Source organism: Bartonella pachyuromydis (assembly GCF_039543065.1).
GTDB classification, from domain to species: Bacteria; Pseudomonadota; Alphaproteobacteria; order Rhizobiales; family Rhizobiaceae; genus Bartonella; species Bartonella pachyuromydis.
In genome coordinates this window covers 1-695 of the sequence record NZ_BAABJA010000066.1, presented here as the reverse complement: position 1 = coordinate 695, position 695 = coordinate 1, and the positions used below count along the sequence as shown (strand labels likewise).

Here is a 695-nt window from a genome sequence, read left to right as displayed (position 1 = left end):
ATACCATTTTTAACTTTTTGCTTTCCCAATTCCGGGGCATGTTTTTCTTCAAAGTGAGCATTTTCAAGAAAGATAATTCGGTCACCAACAATAAACTCCCGTTGACCTTTCAGGGTATCAAAATTTGTGATGCTTGTACTATCTTCAGATTTAAGTAAATGAGCACCTTTAAGAGCGGTTCGAATTTCTTCATTTAATTTTTTTACGGACGCATTCGTATGCGCAATAACAAGTAATTCGTCACCGCGTAAAGTTTTTCCTTCTTCCGCACATTTTGTTTCTACTTTTATTCGTGTATCCATCCAATCTTTAACAAGAGTTTTTATGGCTTGGTCACGTGTTTTTGTCTCACAAATGAATCCTCTTTCTTTATATTGTTCTAAAGCTTCTTTCACTTGTCCACGTGCAAATTGACGCGAAGCTACTTGCCCCCATTCTTCTTTTTGTCTTCTGATACCGGATAATTCTATGTAACCAATATTATCAACGGCAGCGCGAAATGCCGCTCCAGCCTCAATGGGTTGTAACTGCATATGATCACCAACAAGAACAACTTTAGCCCCTGCTTTTTCAATTTTTTGGACAAAATAAGAAAGTTGTTTTGAAGAAATCATTCCAGCTTCATCAATGACAAAAATATCACCAACCCGTAATTCGTCTTTTTTGTTTTTCCACGCTAGTTCCCACGCAGCAAG

Annotated in this window: 1 protein-coding gene; it reads right to left on the bottom strand. The window is 37.6% G+C overall.

Annotated features, from left to right (window positions below):
• Positions 1–695 (bottom strand): AAA family ATPase (locus ABD917_RS08765; protein ID WP_345119675.1); only part of this gene is annotated, 695 nt, incomplete at both ends.